At 47.7% G+C, this 7,116-nt stretch carries 7 protein-coding genes and 1 pseudogene; 4 read left to right on the forward strand and 4 right to left on the reverse strand.

All coding sequences use genetic code 11. The features are described 5' to 3' along the window. From PX484_RS10860 to PX484_RS10875, 4 genes and pseudogenes are all read left to right on the forward strand, one after another. On the forward strand, window positions 1–535 hold a 535-nt coding region (locus PX484_RS10860; RefSeq protein ID WP_288103808.1), incomplete at its 5' end, for a TerD family protein. A 14-nt stretch (window positions 536–549) separates the two neighbouring features. Further along, on the forward strand, window positions 550–1,152 hold the full coding sequence (locus PX484_RS10865; protein ID WP_288103810.1) for a TerD family protein: 603 nt from the start codon (window positions 550–552) through the stop codon (window positions 1,150–1,152). A 12-nt stretch (window positions 1,153–1,164) separates the two neighbouring features. Continuing rightward, window positions 1,165–1,326, forward strand: a pseudogene (locus PX484_RS10870) (double zinc ribbon domain-containing protein); the annotation flags it as partial. 57 nt (window positions 1,327–1,383) lie between these two features. Beyond that, the gene (locus PX484_RS10875; RefSeq protein ID WP_288103813.1) at window positions 1,384–1,872 is read left to right on the forward strand and encodes a matrixin family metalloprotease; all 489 of its coding nucleotides are present in this window, start codon (window positions 1,384–1,386) and stop codon (window positions 1,870–1,872) included. 638 nt (window positions 1,873–2,510) lie between these two features. Here the strand turns inward: PX484_RS10875 and PX484_RS10880 are convergent. Genes PX484_RS10880 through PX484_RS10895 form a run of 4 tightly spaced genes read right to left on the reverse strand, consistent with a single transcriptional unit; the run spans window position 2,511 to window position 6,977 of the window. Continuing rightward, window positions 2,511–3,272, reverse strand: a complete 762-nt coding sequence (locus PX484_RS10880; protein ID WP_287768040.1) for a TolC family protein — start codon at window positions 3,270–3,272, stop codon at window positions 2,511–2,513. After that, window positions 3,229–4,836, reverse strand: a complete 1,608-nt coding sequence (locus PX484_RS10885; RefSeq protein WP_287768038.1) for a hypothetical protein — start codon at window positions 4,834–4,836, stop codon at window positions 3,229–3,231. Before PX484_RS10885 ends, PX484_RS10880 begins: the two co-directional genes overlap by 44 nt. Continuing rightward, the gene (locus PX484_RS10890; RefSeq protein WP_287768036.1) at window positions 4,829–5,932 is read right to left on the reverse strand and encodes an ATP-binding protein; all 1,104 of its coding nucleotides are present in this window, start codon (window positions 5,930–5,932) and stop codon (window positions 4,829–4,831) included. The genes PX484_RS10885 and PX484_RS10890 overlap by 8 nt, the downstream gene beginning before the upstream one ends. Then, window positions 5,922–6,977: a metal-dependent hydrolase gene (locus PX484_RS10895; RefSeq protein ID WP_287768033.1), complete on the reverse strand. Its 1,056-nt coding sequence runs from the start codon at window positions 6,975–6,977 to the stop codon at window positions 5,922–5,924. The genes PX484_RS10890 and PX484_RS10895 overlap by 11 nt, the downstream gene beginning before the upstream one ends. Window positions 6,978–7,116 lie beyond the last annotated feature (139 nt).

Raw genomic sequence — 7,116 nt, forward strand, 5'->3', positions numbered from 1 at the left:
AAAAGTTGCTCCTGGATTATCAGAAGTATTTGTAGGATTGGGATGGGATGTCAAAGCCACTGACACTGGATCGGACTTCGATCTAGATTCGTCGGTGTTTTTGTTGGGAGCTAATGAAAAGCTAATCTCAGATAAACACTTTATCTTCTACAACAATCTTTTCAGCCCTGATCCAAACAAATCAGTCCAACATACTGGGGATAACTTAACAGGACTTGGTGAAGGGGATGATGAAGTTATTAAAATTGACCTCAAGAAAGTACCAGAAGAAGTTAAGAAGATTGTTATTACAGTAACGATTCACGAGGCACAGCAACGTCGCCAAAACTTTGGACAAGTACAAAACGCTTTTGTACGTATCGTTAATGCTCAGAACAAACAAGAGGCTGTACGCTACGACTTAGTAGAAGACTATTCTATTGAAACCGCCCTAATCATGGCAGAACTCTATCGCAAAGATGGGCAATGGTCACTCAACGCGGTGGGTTCTGGCTATCAAGGAGGGCTGCAAGCATTGCTAGATCGTTATAGTTAAGGAAAGTTCAAATTATGGCCATCAATTTACAGAAAGGGCAACGTATTTCCCTGACAAAAGAGGCACCTGGTCTGAAAAAAATTATTTGTGGACTAGGATGGGATGTAGTGGAACAAACTGGGGGTGGCTTGTTCGGCGCATTTAGCAACAGACCGAACTACGACCTAGATGCTTCAGTAATCTGCTTGGGCAGTAACGGAAAAGTTGGAGACAAGGACGATATAGTTTATTTTGGCAATCGCAAGCATCGATCAGGAGGAATCACTCACTTAGGCGATAACTTGACGGGAGCAGGAGAGGGAGATGATGAGCAAATCATTGTTGATCTTTCCTTAGTGCCATCACGAATTACCAAACTGGTTTTTACAGTCAATATTTATGACTGTATAGCCAGAAAACAAGACTTTTTCCAAGTAAAAAACGCATTTGTACGATTAGTAGATATGTCTAACAACAAAGAGCTTGCTCGCTACAATCTATCAGGAAATGAATACAAAGGTGCTACGGGAATGATTATGGCAGAGTTATACCAACATAACGACGAGTGGAAGTTAGCTGCAATTGGAAATGGAGTTAGTGTCAACGGATTAGGAGAAATTGTCGGTTCTTATGCTTAGTAAAGGAAAGCTATGTCATCTTTATTTGAACGACTGGACTTAACTAAATACAACCGCAAGCTAAAACAATCTCTATCTCAGCGTATAGATCTCACTAGACCAATTAAACTCAGGTGTCAATCTTGTAGATCGCACATTCAAGCAGAATGGGAATTTTGTCCTAACTGCGGTTTTCCCTTGCGAAATTTTTCAGAAAAAAGTCGCCATTGTATTTGGATAGATATTTCAAATATGGCAGTCTTACCCGAATATCAAGAAACCATGAGTGCAATTTTTATGGAAGCTTTTTCCAGACTGTATGGTGCATTCAGAGGTGTTCAGGTTTTTCTTACTACAGAACCACCTAACAGTCAGGAATGGCAAGATAAATTTACTCATGTTTATGTATTTGCTGACAGTCAGCCAGTAGATTATTTAGGAGTAGCGAGCTTCTTATTAGGTAAAGTTACTGGTCATGCAATTATCAGAATCGATCAAGTTTTTTATGCTTCTTGTAGAGGCAATCTTAGTATTAGTAGTCTATCTAATTTAATTGCCAACACGATTGCTCATGAGATTGGTCATACCTTAGGTTTAGATCACTCTGAATTACCAACAGATGTCATGCACGATGGATTAGACTACACGACTCATGGTGCCATGCCCCCTTCATTTCACGCAGAGCAGATTAACCTGATGAACAGTGCTATTCGCAGATATAAGACTGAAGAACAATGTTAGTGAGATCACTTATATATTACGATCGCTTTTTTGGTTATAATAGACATCTCCAAAAATTTATAAGTCAGTCACAGCAAAGAATAGCGGCAGATTAGACCAATAGTCAAAATTAGCTCTAAAAACCGATTAATCAGAGTTTCAAGAGAAAAAATCCAATTTTGACGGAAAACTATGGCTAATTATAACGTCAATTACTTCCCCTGATTGCTCCCTTTCTATTACTTCTGAAATTAGCCTACTAATTCTCAACCTTACTAAGCCACAAACAAGAAAGCTAGAAATTAATTCCACACAGAAACCAGAAAAGCAAAACGTGACGGGAAAGCTAACCTAGATTTCGCTTCCCCTTGTTCTATCGATCGCATCCCCTAGTTTTTTACCAGTCGAACCGGCGATCGAGCCTGTCACGGTTGAGGTGAGGGCATTTCTCAGAAAGATGCGGAAATTCTGTTAATCTTTCCCAAAGCACAGGTTATGGCTTTTTGTCAATCGAGAAAGTCCCGATCCATAGCTTGTTTCAGGGCATAAAAACAGCAAAAAGAGGGAATCCCTTACTCTAAAGATTAATTGCCATCAGGATAGCGATCGGTAAGAGTGGATTCTGGCCATGGAGCCATAGTTGCATCCATTGGAACCTCTCAGCCTATTTGTAAAAACATCTTGATGGTAATGCAACTGCATTGTCTCGTCAAGTGTGGAGTCGCTGGATATGTACATGACAATATCAACCCATTACCCAGTAGTTTCCCCAGTAGTTTCGATCCCCCCTGCCCCCCTTGATAAGGGGGGTGGGAAAACCCAGTCAGGGATAGAAGTTGTCGTTTAGCGGTTTCCCGTTCGAGACGGTAACGGTTCCACTGAATCTCTAACTGTTCTCGTTGGGCGATTCTTGTTAGATAGGTTTCGGTGGATGAACCGCCCAGACGGTAATCGATCTCGGTAATCCTGGTCAAGAGGTCGTGATTGGACAGTTGGGCTAATATCGCCTGTTCTCGATCGCCGGCGGTTTCGTAGGCGATCACCAGCGTTAAGACCTGTTCTCCCAGTTGGGAGCGTTTGGCAGCCCGTTGACGTTCCAATTCAGCCCTGGCCGCCTCTAGGTCGGCCGCCCTGATTTCGAGGTCGGTGATGGCCATCCTCTGTTGTTGTACCTGACCACCCCCAAACAGATTTTGCAGAATGGCGATCGGGTCGGTGGTGAGATAACCTGTCCATTGTCGGGCGTTGGCCTGGTCGATACGTTGTCCAGCCAACTGTAACCGGCGATCGATCAGGGCGATGCGCTCGTCGAGGGTCTGCAATTCAGGGGAACGTTCGATCGCCGCGTCGGTGAGGGTACGGAGACAATCGTTACCGCTATCGAGACAGGGAAGGGGAGCGGCCTGTAGGGGAGTCCACATCAACAGTAAGCTCGACAGTGAGAAGGCGATCATCCTGACCTTGCCATTTAAGCCGTTTGACCGTTCCGGGGTAGGGAGCCTTAACCGTAGCCAATTGAACCAGTGCATTGTCGATCTCCTGTATTCTCGTCCTGATCACCGCTTGGTTGTATTCCCGTTCCTGAAGTTGTGCGGCGCGAACTGCCCTCTGTTTCTCCACTTCTAGTTGTTGGTTCTGAAGGGTGATCGCCCGTCGGTTTTCTTCTAGAGCCAATTGGTATTCTTCCTGAAGACGCTTTTCCTTGGCGGTTGATAAAGCGGCACGGGCGATGTCCAGTTGTATTTTTGCCTGTTCCCGTTCCGTTTCCATTTGGGAGAGTTTCGCCCTTTCGTGTTCGATGATTGTCTCCACGGATCCCCCCTGGCCTCCTTGATAAGGGGGTAAAGGTTGAGAGTCGATAGTAACAAAAGTGGGTAGGGAAGCGACATTAACGGGATCCCCCCTTAATCCCCCCTTGATAAGGGGGGCTTGATCCCCCCTTAATCCCCCCTTGATAAGGGGGGCTTGATCCCCCCTTAATCCTCCCTTGATAAGGGGGGCAGAGGGAAGGGCTAGTAATTGAGAAATTTTCTGTTTTTGTTGAGTGATTTTAGTCTCTATCTGTTGTAATTCTCCCGTTTTTAGGGTAATATGAGCAATTTCTTGCCTGTAGGAAACGGGGGGAAGTTTATTTAATGTTGGGGGTGGTGAAGGTAAGGTGAGTTCGGGGAGGGGAATCTGCAACTTTTTTAGGGAGAGTTCCAACTGTTGACGTTGGGTTTGGAGTCGTTGTCTCTCGGTAATGCGATCGCTTAGTATCTGACCCGCAACGATCCGAGAACCCTGTTTGACCCGCAGATCTGCGGGGGTGGTAAGGGTCAATCGGATTTTGATCTCTCTCGGTACGGTGGAGTGGGTTTTTTTCGGAGAGGATCCCCCCTTAATCCCCCCTTGATAAGGGGGGTAAGAGGTAACAGGGGTAACAGGTGTAACAGGTGTAACGGTGGTGCTGGGGGTTTTTTGGGCTGTGGTGTAACTGCAACCGACTAGGGTGATGATGGTGGCGACGGCAAGGGTCAGGTAACGAAAGAAATCAGGACGGTGGGAATAGAAAGGTTCCGGGACAATGGGGGAAGTATCGGCTTCTTTCAGGGCAACACTCTCGCTTGTTTTCTCGCTGTGTTTCTCGATTATGGGGACAATGGGGGAAGTATCGGCTTCTCTCAGGGCAAGCCCTTCGGCTTCTCTCAGGGTAAACACTGAACTTTGTCTGAGTGTTTTTTGAGGAGCGATCGTTTCCAAAACGGTCGGGGTTTCCAAGACAGTTGGAATTTCTAAGACAGTCGGAATTTCTAAGACGGTTTCTCCCGTGCGTTCGCGTTTCCAGCGACTAATCAGCTTACGGGAACAACCCTTACCCGTTTTCTCCCGTACCAACGAGATCAGACCTTCGTAGGTCGTACCGGCTGGTGCGTCGTCAAGGATAGCGAAAACCGTCTCAGTGCGTCGCTGGTGGGGTTTTGACCTAGAAAGAGTGCTAACCATCTTTTACCCTCCGGTGATAGGGAAAGATACTGGTCATTTCTGCCTGTTTGCCGAAACGACATAGGGCGGTCAAGGGTACTAACTCGGCTACTTTCTTCTCGGCGAAACGGAATTTGGCGGCCACCCGCTTCACTTCCGATTGGTCCACTGGCAGAACGATCTTGGTAGAGGAGTTACCGATCACGTCGTCGCTGAGATGTCGTTCCGATTGGGATGCCAACACCAAACCCAACCCGTACTTACGACCGTCAGCGATGATGCGGTCACAGGCCCGACTTTTCCGCAATTCCTTGGCCTCATCGATGAATAGGTAGGTACGGGGTAACTTCCCTTCGATTTCTCCCAAGAGGCGGTGTCGGTTCATCAATTGCCAGGCCAAGGATTCGGCGGCGATCGCCCCGATCTCCGGCGGTAATTTCGAGAGATCGATGCGGATATGTTTCTCGGTGAAGTCGGGTTGGGGACGGCAGAAGACACCGTAGGTGAAGGTGGCTATCAGTTTCAGTTTCAGTTTTTGCGATTCCTTACAGCCGCTCTCCACCCGCGACTCGATCTCCTGCTGCAAATCGGTAAAATTGGGCGCTTCCCTTGTCCAACTTGTCGGTTGTTCTTGGCTGATACCCCGCCGGTCGTAACAAAATTGCAATATTTCTAACAGTAAACCTTCCTGATTTGGTCCCAACTGCAAAGAACGTTTTAGAGTGGTGGTAACGGCGATGGCCTGTAGATGGGGACCACCCCCTTCAGCATCGAGGTTGACAATCAGGGGATTGATGCCGTGAGAACTGGCCATGTGCAGGGGATAACAAGTTTCACCGATAATCTCCTGATCACCGTGGAAATCGATGATAAATAACTGAATATCGGGATAGGTCTGTCTGAGGGAATAGGCGATCGCTTTGAGGGTCTGGGTTTTGCCACTACCGGATGCACCGATGGCGACGATGTGACCGTTGGGGAGATGACCCGGATTCCAATAACAGTTATCCCCCAGAAGGATGCCAGACGGTGGCGATGATTCTGACAGGGGGGAATTAAGGGGCTTCGGAGCCTGTAAAACGGCGTTGGGTAGTGGTTTCTGCTGTTTATTGAACATTTATGATCCTAGCGATGAGATGACCTGAAACGCTGTATTCTCCCAACTTGTCGATCACATACTGGGGACTAGCGGCGGTGAGTCGGGCGTAGGCGACGTTACCCGGTTGTAGGGTAATAGTATCGAAACGGTCGGCATGACTGGGCAAACTCAGACCCGAACCATCGGCAATGGTCAGCGTTCCCGTTAAATATACCCTGTTACCCTGAGCTACGCCGAAGGGTTCCGTTAAATTAGCGAGCCTATCTAAATACTCATCTTCCAAGAAGATATTTTCGATCTTTACTTGGACTGGTGCGACCCTTTCCACGCGAAGGCGCGAGGCGATGATCTGAGATTCCTGACTCGAACCCAGTCGGTACACCGTTCCCCCTTCGTCCTTGACCAGCAGATCGCTAACGGTCAACGGTTCGATTACCTCATAAGTAGCGTCAATCGGCTGTTCGGTAATGGCATTTCTCCCTTGAACCCTAACCCGCAACAGATAACGGGAAGCATCCTCGTTCACCGTCTCGATCGCTCCCGACGGCAAACCCAATGCCTGATTGAACCCGCGAATCAGACCGCCACCACTATTGATAGAAATACTCAGAACCGAGACGACCACAAGAACAAACAGCAGAAACCACTCCGCATTACTGCCCGTGGCCAACCTCAAACGCGGATTTCTCGGGATGATCATCCTTCCCCGACCGGGATAAAACGCCTGCACTCCCGACTTAGTAAAAACATCGGCAAACCAGCCGAAAAAGTAACCGAGAATCAGACCGTACCAGAGTTGACTATAACCCAGTAGGGACAGGGGATAAGCCGCAAGGGTGACGACACCTGAAGCGAAGAAACTGTGGGTTATGCCCCGGTGAACCGTTCTCTTTTCTAGCCAACCACTGACGGGAAACAAGAGCCGTCCGAGCGAGCTTTTGCCCGTGTCGATATCTGGTAACAAGGCCGCCACTGCCGCTATGCCCAATATCTCCGGATTGGCGGTTCCCAACGTTATGCTCGTCAAAGCTACCGAAAAGGCTATATGAGTGACGCTCATCATTTGACACTCCCCGCTCTAAAGAGACGGGGATTCTTGGTTCACAGAGATTACTTGCTTAGACAGAATTGCTTCTGAAAAAGTAGAGGTATTCTCTCCCCAAGCGTTTATTGGATCGAGCCCAAAGGTTCCGGTATGCCCT

Source organism: Microcystis sp. M49636_WE2, assembly GCF_030065375.1.
GTDB lineage: Bacteria > Cyanobacteriota > Cyanobacteriia > Cyanobacteriales > Microcystaceae > Microcystis > Microcystis aeruginosa_C.